This window comes from Stenotrophomonas sp. PAMC25021 (assembly GCF_004795795.1).
GTDB lineage: Bacteria > Pseudomonadota > Gammaproteobacteria > Xanthomonadales > Xanthomonadaceae > Stenotrophomonas > Stenotrophomonas muris.
The window spans coordinates 4,333,184-4,347,878 of sequence record NZ_CP039255.1 but is presented as its reverse complement, the minus strand read 5'-3'; the positions used below and the strand labels follow the sequence as shown (position 1 = coordinate 4,347,878).

Below are 14,695 nucleotides of genomic sequence, written 5' to 3'. Positions count from 1 at the left end.
TTCAAGGGTGAACGGAGGAAGCGGCGGACGGGGCTGTTCTGCGGACACGGGGAGACCTCCAATCGAAATGGATATACGGGTTGCTTCAAAGGATCTGGCGTACCCAGACGCTAACGCTTGGCCTGTTCCAACAACAGCTTCGCGACATCCTTCGCGGTGTCTGCGGCGCTGTAATCACCCATCACACGCGACAGGGTGATGGCGCCTTCCATCAGGATCAGCAGCTGACGGGCCAGGTCCGCCGGCTGCTCAACATCCAGTTGCCCGGTAAGTTCCAGCGTGTAATCGAGCAGCTTCTGTTTGTGATCACGCGCGATCTGCCTGATCGGATCGGTAGGATCGCCGACCTCGCCCGCGGTATTGATGAACGCACACCCGCGATAGCCCTCGGACTGGAACCAGTTCTTGAGCACGGTGAACATGCCGAGGATCCGTGCTTCCGGGGTATCCGCCTTCTCACACTCCTGCCGGAACCAGGCCAGCCAACGCACGTCGCGCGCCTTCAATGCAGCGGCGGCCACGTCGTCCTTGTTCTCGAAGTGGCGGTAGATGCTCTTCCGCGCCACGCCCGAGGTCTTCACCAGCAGGTCCATGCCGGTGGCGTGGATCCCGTTCTGGTAGATCAGCGCCTCGGCCGTGGCCAGGATCTTCTGTTGGGTGTCGGTGGTGAGCTTGCTCATGGCTGCAAGGTAGAACGCTCGTTCTACTCTGTCAACAGGCGATCGCGAGCGATTGGTGTGCGCACATCCATGCAAGACGATCTATCAAGAAATCCGGACACTTCATCACCCGGACGCCTGATTGCAGGCGCAAAGTACGTCTCACCACCCACCCATGAGAGTTTCCGCATGAACACCTTCGCCCGTACCCTGGCCGTTGCCGCCCTCGCCCTCTCGGTCCAGGCCGGCCTGTCCGCGCAGGCCGCCGAACCGGCCAAGCCGGCTCCGGTCACCGCCATCGCGCGCACTGCCAGCTACATCACCACCGCCGACGGCGTGCAGCTGTACTACAAGGACTGGGGCCCGAAGGACGGCCCGGTCGTGACCTTCAGCCATGGCTGGCCGTTGAATTCGGACAGCTGGGAGTCGCAGATGATCTTCCTGGCCAACCACGGCTACCGCGTCATCGCGCATGACCGTCGCGGCCACGGGCGCTCCAGCCAGCCGTGGGACGGCAACGACATGGATCACTACGCCGATGACCTGGCCACGGTGATCAACACACTGGACCTGCACGATGTGACCCTGGTGGGCTTCTCCACCGGTGGTGGCGAAGTGGCGCGCTACATCGGCCGGCATGGCACCGGCCGGGTCAAGAAGGCCGTGCTGATCAGCTCGGTGCCGCCGTTCATGCTGAAGACCGCCGACAACCCCAACGGCCTGCCGATCGAAGTGTTCGATGGCATCCGCAAGGCGCAGATGGATAACCGCGCGCAGCTGTATCGGGACATTCCGTCGGGCCCGTTCTATGGCTTCAACCGCCCCGGTGCGAAGGTGTCGCAGGGGCTGATCGATGCGTGGTGGGCGCAGGGCATGCAGGGCGGCCACAAGAACACCTACGATTCGATCGCCGCGTTCTCGGCCACCGATTTCCGCGCCGACCTGAAGAAGTTCGATGTCCCCACCCTGGTGATCCACGGTGACGACGACCAGATCGTGCCGATCGATATCTCTGGCCGCCAGTCAGCGAAACTGATCAAGGGCGCCAGGCTGATTGTCTACCCGGGTGCGCCGCATGGCCTGACCGACACCCACAAGGACAAGGTCAACCAGGACCTGCTGACGTTCCTGCAGGAAAAGTGAGTGGCCAGGGCTCCGGCGCGGTGCCGGAGCCCTTCTGTTGCCTGGCGCCCACCTTCATGGACGCGCCGCGGTCGGCATCTGGAATGTGAACACGGTGCCGTCGCTCTCACTCGACTGCACGTCCAGTGTTCCGCCGTGGGACTTGGCAATTTCCGATGCAATGTAGATGCCCAGGCCAAGCCCTGGCCTGGGCAGCTCGCCCTGCTCACGCGAAAACGGGCTGAAAATCGTCCCTAGCCGCTCAGGCGCAATGCAGCCGGCGTTATGCACATCCAGCGTGAGGCGATGGGATGCGGCCTGAACCCTCAGCGTGACTGGGGCGGAGCGCTCGCCGTGCTGGGCTGCGTTGGTCAGCAGGTTGGCCAGCAGCTGCGACAGCCTGCCGGTGTCGCAGACCACGCCACCTTCGATCCGCATCTGGACGTTGATGTCCTGCCGACCGGTAGCGATCGCCACTTCTTCTGCAACCTGTTCAAGCGCCGCCTGCAAGGTGTGGCTTTCCTGGAGCGAGACCGGAATGCCTCCTCCCAGCCGCCCCCTGGCGAAATCAAGAACATCACCGATGAGGCCATCCATCCGGGTGACGCTGGCGGCGATGTGCGCGAGCATCCGCTGCTGGCGCTCGGATGTTGCCTCAAGTTCCAGTGAATCGGCGGCCACGCTGATGGCCTGCAGCGGGCTGCGGAGGTCATGGCCCAGCACCGCGATGAACTGATCGCGCAGATCGGAAACACGCTGTGCCGTTGAAAGGGCTGTCTCTGCCTCCAGCAGCTGATCCTCTTTGTCGAGGTAGTTGCCAACGAGGTCGGCAAGCAGCTCCATGGATCGTTGGACATGCGCCTCATCGAAGTTGCCCGGCGACGAATCAATGGCACACAGGGTGCCGAAGAAACTGCCATCCGGCCGATGGATCGGCACGGAGGCGTAACTCTCCAGCCCATAGATCCTGGGCGTATGGTGTTTGGAATACAGCGGATGTGCACTGGCGTGCGCGAACACCACGGAGGTCGATGACTGCCTGATCTCGTCACATAGGGTGGTTTCGAGGACCAGCTGCCCGCCCGGAACGAGCCCGAACCCCAAGGTGTCCAGGGTGGCGCAGGCGGTCCACGTGGTTTCTGTCACCCTGGCAATCGCGGTGAATCTTGAGCCTGTGATATGGGCGACAGTTTCAAGGATGCGCGGCACTGCTTCAATACGGCCGATCTTAGCGATGTCATTCAGCAGGTGGGGATCGGTCAGTGTGTGCATGTAGTGGCAGTCGGGCGCAGTGGTGCATCATCCCATGAATCCAGCCATGAACACTCAGTCCGCCCCGCCCCGTGCGTTGCGCCGCAGCGATTGCGGCGGCTGGCCGAAGGCGCGCAGGAAGGCACGTCGCATGCGTTCGGTATCACCGAAGCCCGTTTCAGTCGCCACTTCATCCATCGTGTAGCGGCTCTGCTCGATCAACACGCGAGCGGCCTCCACCCGCAGGCCCTCCACTGCCTTGGCGGGGGATTGCCCGGTTTCCTCGCGGAACGCGCGACTGAACTGGCGGGTGCTCAGATGCGCGGCCTGCGCCAGTTCTTCAACCGACAAGGTGGCGCGCAGATTGCGGCGTGCAAAGGTCAGCGCGTTCTGGATGCGATCAGACCGGGCATCCAGCTCGAGCAGCACCGAATGCTGGGACTGCCCGCCTCCGCGCCGATGGTAGATCACCAGCTTCCGGGCCACCGCCCTGCACAGATCCGCACCGAAGTCCTGCTCGATCATGCCAAGCGCCAGGTCCAGCCCCGCGCTCATGCCGGCGGAGGTCCAGATCGGGCCATCGGTGATGAAGATGCGGTCTTCCTCCACCTGCGCGGCGGGAAAGCGCTGCCTGAGCGCACGTGCGTGGAACCAGTGCGTAGTGGCGCGGCGCCCGTCCAGCAACCCCGCTTCGCCGAGAAGGAACGCGCCGGTGCACACCGACGCGGTCCTGCGCGTGCGTGCGGCCGCGTGACGGATCGGATCGATCAGCGCGCCGCTGGACGGGGCTGGCTCCAGCAGGCCGGCCACGATCATGGTATCCAGCGGCTGCTGCGCAAGCGGCGCTGTCTGCATGGCCATGCCAAGCGAGCTGGGCACCAGCCCGCCCTGTTCGGACAGCATGTGCAGATCGTAAAGGCGCGCGCCTTCGGTGGCATTGGCCAGTTCGAAGGCGGACGCCGCGGCGATCGCCATGGTCTGGAATCCGGCGGGCAGGACAAATCCAACACTGAGCATGACGGTTTTTCAGGGGTGGCCGTAAACGAGGTATATACGACATTTACGACACGTACAAGCCGGCCTAGATTTCCCCTGACCCCGGCGACGTTCGCCGGTTCGGACTGACCTCTGTGAACGACCCTACCCATCACGGCACCGCACTCATCACTGGCGCATCGTCCGGCATCGGGGCGATCTATGCTGATCGCCTGGCCCACGCCGGCCATGACCTGATCCTGGTCGCGCGACGCGCCGACCGCCTGCGCCAACTGGCCGAAGCGCTGGCCCGCAGCACCGGCCGCACGGTGGACATCGTCGCCGCGGACCTGACCACCTCCGACGGGCGTGCCGAAGTTGAAAAGGTCATTCAAGGCCGAGCGGATATCCAGGTGCTGGTCAACAATGCCGGTATCGGCGCTACGGCGCCCCTGCTGCAGTCGGATATCGGCGAGATGGAGCGCATGATCACGCTCAACGTGAACGCCGCGATGCGCCTGGCCTATGCTGCAGCGCCGGTGTTTGTGGCACGTGGCCGGGGCACGATCATCAACATCGCCTCCATCGTCGCGCTGGCACCGGAGCTGCTCAACGGGGTCTACGCGGGAAGCAAGGCGTTCGTGCTGGCGTTCTCGCAGTCGCTCCACCATGAGCTGGCCGACAAGGGCGTGCGTGTCCAGGTCGTCCTGCCGGGCGCCACCGCAACCGACTTCTGGCACCTTTCCGGCCTGCCGGTGGAGCACCTGCCACAGGGCATCGTGATGAGCGCCGAAGACATGGTGGACGCGTCCCTGGCCGGGCTGGCGCAGGGTGAACTTGTGACCATTCCCGCGCTTCCGGACATCGCTGAGTGGGACGCCTTCGAGCAGGCACGCAAGGCAATGGCACCGGGCCTTTCGCGTGCGCAGCCGGCGCCGCGCTATGTGAGCGGCGCCTGATCGGCGAACGGCTTGCAGATGCCCGGCGTGGTGGAGTGCGATAGCCGGGGATGACGTCGCTACAGCGCCAGTTCCCTGGCGAGGAACGGCGCCGTCCTGCTGCCCTTGGCGCGGGCCACCTGGCGTGGCGTACCCTTCGCCACGATGGTTCCACCTGCGCCGCCTGCGCCCGGGCCGACGTCAATCACCCAGTCGGCCTGTGCGACAGACCGCATGTCGTGCTCGATCATCACCACGGTGTTTCCCGTGTCCACCAGCCGCTGCAACTGCACCAGCAGCCTGTCTGCGTCCAATGCATGCAGGCCGGTGGTGGGTTCGTCCAGTACGTAGAGCGTGCGGCCGCGTTGGCTGCGCTGCAGCTCGGTCGCCAGCTTGATGCGCTGCGCCTCGCCCCCTGAAAGCTCCGTGGCCGGCTGGCCGAGCCTGAGATAGCCCAGGCCGATCTCGTGCAGCAGCTGCAGCGGCCGCGCGATGGCTTCCTCACCGGCGAAAAATGTCTGTGCCTGGTCGACCGTCATCTGCAGGACTTCGGCAATGTTGCGGCCGTTCCACAACACCTTCAGCGTGGCCTCGTTGTAGCGGGCGCCATGGCAGGCGGGGCATGGCGCATAGACACTGGGCATGAACAGCAGTTCGACGCTTACGAAACCCTCGCCTTCGCAGGTCTCGCACCGGCCCTTGGCCACGTTGAACGAAAAGCGGCCGGCGTCAAAGCGGCGGCGTCGCGCGTCGGGGGTCGCAGCGAACAGCTTGCGCACGTGATCGAACAGGCCGGTATAGGTGGCCAGGTTGGAGCGTGGCGTGCGGCCGATCGGTTTCTGGTCCACCTGCACCACGCGCTGGATGGCGTCCACGGCTCCGGCAAGCTGGCCCCGCGTCGCTTCGATCACGGTTGGCCCGTCCTCGGGCGTGCTGTCGGCGCTGTCGTCTACGGGCTCGTGCCCCAGGTGCAGCAGCATCAGCTCGGGCAGCGCCTGCGCCATCAGGCTGGACTTGCCCGATCCGGAAATGCCGGTCACTGCGGTCAGCACTCCCAGCGGCAGCTGCGCGTCCACGCCCTGCAGGTTGTGGCGGTGGATGCCCTTCAGCTCCAGCCAGCGGTCGGCGCTGCGTTGCCGGCTGGCAGGCGCAGGCACCTGGTCGAACAGGTACCGCGCGGTGCGCGAGTCCTCGATGCGGCGCAGGCCGTCGGGCTCGCCACTGTAGAGAACGCGCCCGCCGTGCTCGCCCGCTTGCGGTCCCACGTCCACCAGCCACTGTGCACGTCGCATCAGGTCCAGATCGTGTTCAACGACGAACACCGAGTTGCCGCCATCGCGCAGCCGGTCCAGCGCGTCGTACAGCGCCTGGCTGTCGGCCGGATGCAGGCCGGCCGAGGGCTCATCGAGCACGTACAGCACACCAAACAGCAACGAGCTGAGCTGTGTGGCCAGCCGCAGGCGCTGCAGTTCGCCGGCCGACAGCGTGGGCGTGGCGCGATCCAGCGAGAGATACCCCAGGCCCAGCTCGCGCAGCTGCCGTACCCGCGCCATGACCCCACCCGCCAGTCGCTGCGCGGCCAGGCGTTTCTCCTCCGACAGGGCCGAGGTCAGCCGCACATCGGGCGCGCCCTCGTGGGTCGCACGGCCAGTGGCTGCCCGCTTGGCGCGATCGCGGGGCGTCGCACTCCTGCGGGTGCGTGCGCCGTGGCTGTGTGCACTGAAGTCGCCCTGCGCGATGGGCTCGAGCAGCCCGGCCAGTTGATCCAGCGGCAGCCGCATGAACTCGCCGATGTCCACGCCGGCGAAGGTGACCGAAAGCGCTTCGGGCTTCAGTCGCTTGCCCTTGCAGGCGGGGCACAGCTTGCCTTCCATGTAGCGCGAGACACGCTTGCGCATCAGCGCGCTCTGGGTGTTGGCGAAGGTGTGCAGCACGTAGCGGCGGGCGCCGGTGTAGGTGCCCATGTAACTGGGCTCCAGCTTGCGCTTGAGTGCGGCACGCGTCTCGGCAGGCGTGAAGCCGGCATAGACGGGCACGGTCGGCGTGTCCTCGGTGAACAGGATCCACTCCCGGTCCTTCTTCGGCAGCTTCTTCCACGGCACGTCGATGTCGTAGCCCAGGGTGACCAGGATGTCGCGCAGGTTCTGGCCATGCCAGGCCGGCGGCCAGGAGGCGATGGCGCGCTCGCGGATGCTCAGCGACGGGTCCGGCACCATCAGCGCTTCGGTCACTTCGTAGACGTGGCCCAACCCATGGCAGGTGCTGCAGGCCCCCTGCGGCGTATTGGGCGAGAAGTCCTCGGCGTACAGCATGGGCTGGTGGGCCGGGTACGCGCCTGCACGCGAATACATCATGCGTACCAGGCTGGACAGCGTGGTCACGCTGCCCACCGATGAACGTGCGTTGCTGGCACCGCGCTGCTGCTGCAGGGCCACCGCCGGCGGCAGGCCGTCGATGGCATCCACGTCGGGCACGCCCGCTTGGTCGATCAGGCGGCGCGCATACGGTGCGACGGATTCGAAGTAGCGCCGCTGGGCCTCGGCGAAGACCGTGCCGAACGCCAGCGAGGATTTGCCCGAACCCGATACCCCGGAGAACACCACCAGCGCATTGCGCGGAATGGAGACGTCGACGTTCTTCAGGTTGTGCTCGCGTGCGCCGCGGACCTCGATGCAGCCGCTGGCTGCGGCAGCGCATGACGACTCGCCAAAGGGGGTGTTGGACATCTTCGCGATCCTGCTACCAATGAGTGGAATACATGCATGCGCACACGGGCGGCTATTGTCGCTGCTGCAGGGTGAATGGAGTGAGGGGATGTTGATTGCGTGCAGCGTCGGAACACCAGGTGGCCGACGCCAACCGCGCTATACGGCTGATTGTTAACCTGCATTGGCTGAAGGCTTGACGCCACGTTGCCGCACCCTTGATGCAGCCGCTCACAGTGCGGCTCCTATGCTGGGCCCGCCACTACGGCAGTGGGACCCAACCTGGAGATTCACCATGCAACGCGATCAGAAAGACCTGCCCCACCCGGACCCGGAAGCACAGCGCACCGATCCGGTCAGCCCGCTTCAGGCCAAGCTGCATAACCATCGCAATCATGACGAGGCGTTGCAGGAGACGTTCCCGGCCAGTGACCCGATCTCGCCCTTCGTCGCAGCCCCGACGCCCGACGAGCAGGCCGCGCGTCTGGGTGAGCGGGTCAAACTGCCAGACCGCCGGACGGATAAGGAGGCCGGCGGAGGTGAGCAGTGATCCGGCGCGGCTTTGCGCGCGTCGCGGCGGCCACGGCGCGGTTGTCCGGCAGTCTTGGGGCGTTCGTCGCGGCACTGGGGGTGATCATCGCCTGGGCCGCCAGCGGGCCGGCCTTCCACTTCAATGACACCTGGCAGCTGGTGGTCAACACGGGCACCACCATCGTGACGTTCCTGATGGTATTCCTGATCCAGCATACCCAGAACGCTGACACCGCTGCGCTGCACATCAAGCTGGATGAGCTGATCCGGGTCAGCAAGGACGCCAACCAGGAGCTGCTGAACCTGGAATCGATGGAGCCGGCCCATCTTGAAGAGATACGCCAGCGCTACGAGGCACTGGCGAAGACCGCTGCAGACATCAAGTCCAAGAAGGAGCGCTGCATGCCCTGCGAAGCGGATGCAACCGCCGAAGCCTGAGGTCACCGCTGCGGCGGCGGCCTACAGCGCCGCCGGTGTGAGGCCCTGCCTGGCGGGGCCCTCCAGCAGGGCCCCGGTGGCGGAAAAGCGGCTGCCGTGGCACGGGCAGTCCCATGTGCGTTCATGGCCATTCCATTGGACGACGCACTTGAGGTGCGGGCACAGCGCCGACATTGCGTGCAGCTGGCCATCATCATCGCGGTAGATCGCGGTGCGCTCTCCGCCCACGTCCAGCAGCGCACCGCACCCGCGGCCCAGCTCGCTGGGAGCGCGCGACGACGCGGTTCCAAGGCGATCGCCCACCATGTGCCGCGCAACCGTGGCGTTGGTGCGGGCCCAGCCTGCAGCCGAGCGCAGCGGAGTAAAGCGCATGGGGCTGAGCAGCTGCTCGATCTCGCTGGTCGTTCCCGTGATTCCCTCCGTGATCGCGCGCGCGGCCACGCCCGCCCAGGTCAATCCGTCCGGCCCATAGCCGGTAGCGACCCATACATTGTCGTGCGCGCTGCTGCCGATGTAGGGCAGCTGATCCGCGGCCCGGAACTGCTGCGCGGACCAGCACAGCGGCTCGCCCTGCACGCTGAAGTTGCGACGCGCGTCGGCGACCAGATGCTGGGCCGGATCCATCGCCGGGGTTTCGCCAGTGCGATGTGTCTCCCCGACCAGCACCAGCCAGTCGCGGCCATCAGCGCCATGCACCCCGCGCAGCGAGCGGTGACGGTCGGCGATCCAGTGAATGCCTGCCGCTGGCGGATTGGCCACCGGTACCGCTACGCCGTATTCGCGGTACACCTCCATTTCGGCCTGCACCAGGTTGAATCCTGCTGGCGAGTGGGTGGCCAGCACAAAGTGCCTGGCATGAATGCGGGCACCAGGGGCCGTCGCCATTCCGGCTGAAGCCTCGATGCGGGTGATCCGGGTCCAGTCGTGGATGCGCACGCGGCCCACCAGATGACGGGCCAGTTCCCTGCAGAACGCCGCCGGATGCAACTGCGCCTGGTCGGGAACGCGGAAAGCGTGGGCCAAGGTGAACGGCAGCCCGGATTGGCGGTGCTCGCAATGCAGGCCAACGCGTTGGTAGGCCTGCAGCTCGCGTTCGGACTGCGCCGTGGCCTCGCGCGAACGCTCCTGCACGCCGTACTGCATGGCCACGCGCTCGAAGCCACAGTGCAGATCGTAGCGGTGGACCAGTGTTTCGATGGAACGCACCGCGTGTTGCCGCCACTGCACCACACGACGTGCCGTGTCACCGCCCCAACGCGCGATCAGGTCTGCCAGCCGGGACACGGGAGCGTAAAGATTGCCGGTTGACATCACCGTGTTGCGTCCGCCGATCGGGCCGGCATCCACCACCACCACATCCAGGCCGCTGTCGGCCAAGCGGGCGGCGGTCAACAGGCCCGTCATGCCTGCACCGACCACGAGCACGTCCGCGCGCGTGGTCCCGGCGAGCGGGCGGAAGCCGTGCGGATCGGAATCAGCTGACCATAAGCTGGCGCGCGGGGACGGGTCGGCCATGAAAAGGATCCTTGCAGGTTCAATGGAGAGCCTTCCCTGATACGCCCTGCCGGGTGAAACGACGGTGGCGTGCCCGTGCAGGAAATGCTCACGTGCGTGGCACTGCCGCGGTGAGGATCAAGACGGGGTGAGTGCCGCATGGACACGATGCCAGCGTCGCCTGTGCGAACCGCGACCCTCTGCTTGCAGCGTGATTGCTAACGTGGCTGCATGGAGGGCCAGGCAGTGAGCACGCACCTGGAAATCGACCTGATGATCGCGCAACTGGAGGAAATGCTGCCCACCTGGGCGGCGTTCTATCCCGAGCCGCAGTTCATCCGCATGCTCGCCGAGGCGCTGGACTACATCGCTGCCAGTGCGGACCCGGATGCCCGCCTGTACTGCGTGATGCGCACCGGGCACCTCGATTCGTGCAGCGGCGAGATGCCCTGGGCGGCGCGCTATGGGGGCCGCTAGGCCGATCAATCACGCCGCGACGGCATAGGGTTCCACCAACCTGGCCAGGACATCCATCGCCGTCTCGGTTGGCGCATCGTCACCGGTCCGCTGGGCGAACCCTGACCAGTCCGCGCGGGCAAGACTCTTCAACTGCTCGGGTTGCGTCGGCAGCCAGCGCATCGGCCAGAACGGGAGACGCCGGTTGCCTACCCTGCCGCGCTGCAGTTCGATCAGTCCCGTGTGGCTTGTAGCACCGAGTACCCGCGAGTACGCCACATTCAGGCCATCTTCGGGTCCCTCCATGTACTGCAGGAAGCGGGCGCCATCGAACAGCAGTACGCCGGTAACGCCGGCATTCCGGTTGAAGCGCGCGGCATCATCGACCAGGTCGTCCAGCTTCCCGCTGCGCAGGCCCAAAGGATCACCCGCAACGGCCGGGCCCGCTTCACTTATGTATGCGACTGCCCTGATCGGCATTGGCTGCTCCTGTAGCGAATCCCCCCAGATTCCGTACCGCAAGCATAGGCCAACCGCGCCGACGATATGTTCCGGCCCTGTGTATTCTGCGAATCAGTTGGGTTCGGGCTGACAGACGGTACGCAGCACGGGCCTGGCCTACGGGTCTGCCTGGGCCCATCGGGCGAGATTCTGCTTCACTTCCGCGATGCCGGCCCAAGGGTCCTTGCGGCGACGTCTGAGCTTTGCGGGCACGTCCTTGATCGTGAAGGCGTCGGCGCGCTTGAGTTTCGCCAGATCACCCCAGGCGATCGGCAGTGCCACCGGTGCGCCCGGCCGGGCGCGCAACGAATAGGACGCGACCGCCGTTGCACCGCGCCCATTGCGCAGATAGTCGACGAAGATCCGCTTGTTGCGCAGGCTCTTGGTGGCGGTTGCCAGGAACCGCTGCGGTTCGGACTGTGCCAATGCATCGGCGAAACCCTTCGCAAAACGCTTGGTCAGGTCCCAATCGCACCCTGGGTTGAGCGGCACGACCACGTGCAGGCCCTTGCCGCCGGAGACTCGCAGGAACGATTCCAGCTCCAGCTGCGCCAGCAGTTTCCGGATGTCGGTTGCCGCTTTCTTGACTTCGGCAAAGGGCACATCCGGTCCGGGATCCAGATCGAACACCACCCGGTCGGCCCTGTCGGGCGCCTCGGCGTGGCTGCCCCAAGGGTGGAACTCCAACGCGTTGAACTGCACCAGTTCCAGCAGGCTGGCTGCGTCCCGCACCACCAGGTAATGGGCGTTGATGCCGCTTTCCTCCTTCAGCCTTACCGAATCGACCAGCGCCAGCCCGGCCGTATGGTGTTTCTGGAAGAAGCAGGGCTTTGCGGTGCCACTCGGGCAGCGGATGATCGACAGCGGACGATCCACCACCTCGGGCAGGAGGTGCTCCATCACTGCTGCGTAGTAATCCCACACGTCCTGCTTGGTGTAGCCGTCGCCGGGAAACAGGATCTTGCCTGGGGACGACAGCACGGGGGGCGCGCGATCCGTTGCCGGCGCCCTTTCCACCCGGCGCCCACGCCGCGCGGGCGCTTGCGACCGCGCAGCGGCCGGGGCCGCTCCGGCGCGATCGGAATCGGCGAGGTCGGCGATATCCTTGTCCGCCCGCACCGCCTTCAGCGACGCCTGGCGCAACAGTTGCTGCCCACCGATTCCGCGGTAGAAGACCTCCACCACGAAACGCGGTTCGAACCAGGTCGCAGCGCGCAGATCGGTGTCTTGCGTGGGCACGTACGCGGTTGGCTTGCGGCTGCCGCCGCCCTTGATGCGCTTGCTGATGTCGCCAATCAGTTCATCCGAGAACCCGGACCCGACGCGCCCTGCGTAGAGCCAGCCATGCGTTGCGTCTGGCCGGGCCAGCAGCAGCGAACCAAAGCCGGTGCGGCTGCCTTTGGGTGCGGTGTAGCCCACCACCGCGAACTCGTCGCTGGCCAGCTGCTTCGTCTTGCGCCAGTCCTCGCTGCGGCCGCTGTGGTAGCTGCGATCGGCGCGCTTGGAGATGATGCCCTCGAAGTGCTGCTTACCGGCCAAGCGGTAGGCCTCCTCACCATCTCCCTGCACATGCGAACTGAAGGCCAATGGGCTGCCCTGCCCCTCCAGCACCGATTGCAGCAAGGCCTTGCGCTCAAGCAGGGGCGCATCGGCCACATCCACGCCATCAAGATGCAGCAGATCGAACAGCGCATACGTCAGGACGCCTTGCTTCTCGCCGGAAAGCGTGGCCTGCAGCAGGTTGAAGTCTTCCTTGGTGCCGGCGCCGGCGATCAGCTCGCCGTCCAGTGCCGCCGAAGTCAGGCCCAGGGCCGCGATCGCATCACGTATTTCGGGAAGTTTGGCGGTCCATTCCAGCGCGTTCCGTGACCACAGCTGCACGTTGCCCTCAGCCACCGTAGCAAGGATGCGGTACCCGTCCCATTTGATCTCATGCACCCACTGCCCGCCCTGGGGCGGCGCTTCGCCCAGCTTGGCCAACTGCGGCTCAAACGGCCCGGACGGCGCTGCCGCCCTTTTCGCCTTGCTGAGCGCCAGGGCCTTCTTCGCCCAGTTCTTTCGCCGGGCGCGTCTGGCAGGTACCGCCGTCAGCCGCTTCTTCCCGGCCTTGCCGGCGCCGGCTCGCTTCAGATCCTCCGGTGGCGCTTCAGCGACGTCCCCCAGCAGATCGTCTGCCTCGATATCGCTGGCAAATTCGTCGTCGTCCTTGAACAGCAGCCACTGTGGCTGGCGCGCGGGCTTTCCCGACCGGACCAGATGCCAGCCGCCTTTCAACTTGGTACCGAACAGCTCGAAGCGCAGATGGCCCTTGGCGAGCTGGGCTTCCGGATCGCCCTGCGTGGCCCATACACCGTGGTCAAACTGGGCGACATGGCCGCCGCCGTACTGGCCCTTGGGAATATCACCCTCGAACGCCGCGTAGTCCACCGGGTGGTCTTCCACTTCCACCGCCATGCGCTTGACCTTCGGGTCGTAACTGGGGCCTTTGGGCACCGCCCAGCTCTTCAGCGCATCGCCAACCTGCAGGCGGAAGTCATAGTGCCTGCGGCTGGCATGATGCAGCTGCACCACGAAAATGGCGCGCTGGCCTTTCGGCAGCGCCTTGCCCGGCTCGGGCTCCTTGGTCTGGTCAAAACGACGCTTGCGGCGATACTCGACCAGGGACATGGCCAGCTCCGCGCTATTTGCCCAGGTGCTTCCGGACAGCAACCGCCGTGGGCCCGACTGCCGCGACGGCCGCGCGAAGTTCGTCGGCGGACACGCCCAGCGTCGTGGTCCAGTACCGCAGTTCGTAATCCTCATTGACGTTGATGCGGTCCCGGTCCGGGCTGCCGGCGTTGTTCTTGTCATCGCTCATGGGAGTCTCCAGCGTGATCGGGGGTGAACTGACCGTACCGGCCATTCCATGGGCACGGAGCGATGCCACTGTGAAGCCATGGCGAAGGCCGCCGGCACGGCGTCCTGCCGATGCGCGAAAGACGCTGCTTCGTGAAGGCAGCGCGCAGGGTCCGCGTGGGAATTCACATGCCGCCTTCACTCCTTCCCCGCCTGATCGCAACCGGACGGGACCTACTCTGAGCACTCCATTCACAGCGGAGCCCAGCATGGCTATCAAGACGGCGGAAGATCTGTTCATCCACGAGCTCTCGGACATCTACAGCGCCGAGAAGCAGCTGACCAAGGCGCTTCCGCGCCTGGCCCGTGCGGCCGAGAATCCGGATCTGGCCGCAGCGTTCGAAACGCACCTGGAAGAAACCCAGGGGCAGATCGAACGCATCGACCAGGTGGTCGAGGTGCTCGGCATCCGCCTGAAGCGCATCAAGTGCGCGGCGATGGAAGGCCTGGTCGAGGAAGGCAAGGAGGTGATCGACAGCATCGACAAGGGGCCGGTGCGCGATGCTGCCCTGATCGGTGGCGCGCAGAAGGTCGAGCATTATGAAATTGCCTCCTACGGCACCATCGCCGCGCTGGCCAAGCAGCTGGGCTACAAGGATGCCCTGCCGTTGCTGCTGGAGACGCTGGAGGAAGAAAAGGCGACCGATGAGAAGCTGACCCTGCTGGCCAAGGGCGGCGGCAATGCCAAGGACGCGCAGGCCGCCTGAGTCGAATCGCATGCCCCTCGGCC

Annotated in this window: 14 protein-coding genes; 6 read left to right on the top strand and 8 right to left on the bottom strand. The window is 65.7% G+C overall.

Annotated elements, in window-relative coordinates:
- Positions 1–110 precede the first annotated feature (110 nt).
- Positions 111–680: a TetR family transcriptional regulator gene (locus E5790_RS20165; RefSeq protein WP_111205744.1), complete on the bottom strand. Its 570-nt coding sequence runs from the start codon at positions 678–680 to the stop codon at positions 111–113.
- 168 nt (positions 681–848) lie between these two features.
- Between E5790_RS20165 and E5790_RS20160 the strand changes: the two genes are divergently transcribed.
- Entirely contained in the window at positions 849–1,802 is a 954-nt protein-coding gene (locus E5790_RS20160; RefSeq protein WP_049407332.1) for an alpha/beta hydrolase, read from the top strand.
- A gap of 54 nt (positions 1,803–1,856) precedes the next feature.
- Here E5790_RS20160 and E5790_RS20155 read toward each other — a convergent pair whose 3' ends face one another.
- A complete protein-coding gene (locus tag E5790_RS20155) occupies positions 1,857–3,053 on the bottom strand; it encodes a GAF domain-containing sensor histidine kinase (protein ID WP_111205743.1) in 1,197 nt (398 codons plus the stop codon).
- 54 nt (positions 3,054–3,107) lie between these two features.
- Complete coding sequence (locus E5790_RS20150; RefSeq protein WP_229653766.1) at positions 3,108–4,007, bottom strand: GlxA family transcriptional regulator; 900 nt, start codon at positions 4,005–4,007, stop codon at positions 3,108–3,110.
- Between the two features lie 155 nt (positions 4,008–4,162).
- Here E5790_RS20150 and E5790_RS20145 point away from each other — a divergent pair, with 155 nt between their 5' ends.
- Positions 4,163–4,966: an SDR family oxidoreductase gene (locus E5790_RS20145; protein WP_032962419.1), complete on the top strand. Its 804-nt coding sequence runs from the start codon at positions 4,163–4,165 to the stop codon at positions 4,964–4,966.
- Between the two features lie 59 nt (positions 4,967–5,025).
- Here E5790_RS20145 and E5790_RS20140 read toward each other — a convergent pair whose 3' ends face one another.
- Complete coding sequence (locus tag E5790_RS20140) at positions 5,026–7,671, bottom strand: excinuclease ABC subunit UvrA (RefSeq protein ID WP_111205741.1); 2,646 nt, start codon at positions 7,669–7,671, stop codon at positions 5,026–5,028.
- Positions 7,672–7,945: 274 nt separating this feature from the next.
- On the opposite strand from E5790_RS20140, the gene E5790_RS20135 reads away from it, so the two are divergent.
- A complete protein-coding gene (locus tag E5790_RS20135) occupies positions 7,946–8,200 on the top strand; it encodes a hypothetical protein (RefSeq protein ID WP_111205740.1) in 255 nt (84 codons plus the stop codon).
- Positions 8,197–8,619 (top strand): low affinity iron permease family protein, encoded by a 423-nt coding sequence (locus tag E5790_RS20130; RefSeq protein WP_014647164.1) that lies wholly within the window; start codon positions 8,197–8,199, stop codon positions 8,617–8,619. Before E5790_RS20135 ends, E5790_RS20130 begins: the two co-directional genes overlap by 4 nt.
- Before the next feature lie 21 nt (positions 8,620–8,640).
- On the opposite strand, the gene E5790_RS20125 is transcribed toward E5790_RS20130, so the two are convergent.
- Positions 8,641–10,134 carry an FAD-dependent oxidoreductase gene (locus tag E5790_RS20125; RefSeq protein WP_111205739.1) on the bottom strand — a complete coding sequence of 498 codons (1,494 nt, stop codon included), beginning with the start codon at positions 10,132–10,134 and terminating at the stop codon, positions 8,641–8,643.
- A 225-nt stretch (positions 10,135–10,359) separates the two neighbouring features.
- On the opposite strand from E5790_RS20125, the gene E5790_RS20120 reads away from it, so the two are divergent.
- The gene (locus tag E5790_RS20120; protein ID WP_049439927.1) at positions 10,360–10,590 is read left to right on the top strand and encodes a hypothetical protein; all 231 of its coding nucleotides are present in this window, start codon (positions 10,360–10,362) and stop codon (positions 10,588–10,590) included.
- Positions 10,591–10,599: 9 nt separating this feature from the next.
- Here the strand turns inward: E5790_RS20120 and E5790_RS20115 are convergent, their stop codons facing one another.
- The 3 genes from E5790_RS20115 to E5790_RS20105 form a co-directional block, all read right to left on the bottom strand.
- Positions 10,600–11,049, bottom strand: a complete 450-nt coding sequence (locus tag E5790_RS20115; RefSeq protein ID WP_049407346.1) for a BLUF domain-containing protein — start codon at positions 11,047–11,049, stop codon at positions 10,600–10,602.
- A gap of 138 nt (positions 11,050–11,187) precedes the next feature.
- A complete protein-coding gene (ligD, locus tag E5790_RS20110) occupies positions 11,188–13,737 on the bottom strand; it encodes a DNA ligase D (RefSeq protein ID WP_111205738.1) in 2,550 nt (849 codons plus the stop codon).
- A gap of 13 nt (positions 13,738–13,750) precedes the next feature.
- On the bottom strand, positions 13,751–13,927 hold the full coding sequence (locus tag E5790_RS20105) for a DUF3606 domain-containing protein (RefSeq protein ID WP_014647169.1): 177 nt from the start codon (positions 13,925–13,927) through the stop codon (positions 13,751–13,753).
- A gap of 247 nt (positions 13,928–14,174) precedes the next feature.
- Between E5790_RS20105 and E5790_RS20100 the strand changes: the two genes are divergently transcribed.
- On the top strand, positions 14,175–14,672 hold the full coding sequence (locus E5790_RS20100; RefSeq protein WP_111205737.1) for a ferritin-like domain-containing protein: 498 nt from the start codon (positions 14,175–14,177) through the stop codon (positions 14,670–14,672).
- Positions 14,673–14,695 lie beyond the last annotated feature (23 nt).

What these genes read in the sequence shown, in the direction of transcription:
- E5790_RS20165 (WP_111205744.1), bottom strand. Translation starts at nt 680, where the DNA reads ATGAGCAAGCTCACCACCGACACCCAACAGAAGATCCTGGCCACGGCC.
- E5790_RS20140 (WP_111205741.1), bottom strand. Translation starts at nt 7,671, where the DNA reads ATGTCCAACACCCCCTTTGGCGAGTCGTCATGCGCTGCCGCAGCCAGC.
- E5790_RS20150 (WP_229653766.1), bottom strand. Translation starts at nt 4,007, where the DNA reads ATGGCGATCGCCGCGGCGTCCGCCTTCGAACTGGCCAATGCCACCGAA.
- E5790_RS20125 (WP_111205739.1), bottom strand. Translation starts at nt 10,134, where the DNA reads ATGGCCGACCCGTCCCCGCGCGCCAGCTTATGGTCAGCTGATTCCGAT.
- E5790_RS20135 (WP_111205740.1), top strand. Translation starts at nt 7,946, where the DNA reads ATGCAACGCGATCAGAAAGACCTGCCCCACCCGGACCCGGAAGCACAG.
- E5790_RS20100 (WP_111205737.1), top strand. Translation starts at nt 14,175, where the DNA reads ATGGCTATCAAGACGGCGGAAGATCTGTTCATCCACGAGCTCTCGGAC.
- E5790_RS20115 (WP_049407346.1), bottom strand. Translation starts at nt 11,049, where the DNA reads ATGCCGATCAGGGCAGTCGCATACATAAGTGAAGCGGGCCCGGCCGTT.
- E5790_RS20155 (WP_111205743.1), bottom strand. Translation starts at nt 3,053, where the DNA reads ATGCACACACTGACCGATCCCCACCTGCTGAATGACATCGCTAAGATC.
- ligD (WP_111205738.1), bottom strand. Translation starts at nt 13,737, where the DNA reads ATGTCCCTGGTCGAGTATCGCCGCAAGCGTCGTTTTGACCAGACCAAG.
- E5790_RS20160 (WP_049407332.1), top strand. Translation starts at nt 849, where the DNA reads ATGAACACCTTCGCCCGTACCCTGGCCGTTGCCGCCCTCGCCCTCTCG.
- E5790_RS20105 (WP_014647169.1), bottom strand. Translation starts at nt 13,927, where the DNA reads ATGAGCGATGACAAGAACAACGCCGGCAGCCCGGACCGGGACCGCATC.